The following is a 580-nucleotide window of genomic DNA, read 5'->3' on the forward strand; positions in this document are numbered from 1 at the left end:
ACAAGCCGAACAGGTGCGAAAGCAGGTCCTAGTGATCCGGTGGTTCTGTATGGAAGGGCCATCGCTCAACGGATAAAAGGTACTCTGGGGATAACAGGCTGATACCGCCCAAGAGTTCACATCGACGGCGGTGTTTGGCACCTCGATGTCGGCTCATCTCATCCTGGGGCTGTAGTCGGTCCCAAGGGTATGGCTGTTCGCCATTTAAAGAGGTACGTGAGCTGGGTTTAAAACGTCGTGAGACAGTTTGGTCCCTATCTGCCGTGGGCGCTGGAAGTTTGAGGGGATCTGCTCCTAGTACGAGAGGACCGGAGTGGACGCACCTCTGGTGTACCGGTTGTCACGCCAGTGGCACCGCCGGGTAGCTAAGTGCGGAAGGAATAACCGCTGAAAGCATCTAAGCGGGAAATCCCCCCCAAGATGAGACTTCCCCGGGGGCTCGACCCCCCTGAAGGGCCGTGGAAGACCACCACGTCGATAGGGCGCAGGTGTAAGGCGGGTAACCGCTTGAGCTGAGCGCTACTAATTGCCCGTGCGGCTTGATCCTATAGCCGTGCCATGCACCCCACCCCTCACACAC

1 rRNA gene is annotated in these 580 nt (G+C 58.1%); it reads left to right on the forward strand.

From position 1 onward, the window contains the following. Positions 1 to 547, forward strand: a 23S ribosomal RNA gene (locus tag EPD80_RS11305); the annotation flags it as partial. Positions 548 to 580 lie beyond the last annotated feature (33 nt).

Source organism: Tepidiphilus olei, from assembly GCF_006980705.1.
In the GTDB taxonomy this organism is placed as follows: domain Bacteria; phylum Pseudomonadota; class Gammaproteobacteria; order Burkholderiales; family Rhodocyclaceae; genus Tepidiphilus; species Tepidiphilus olei.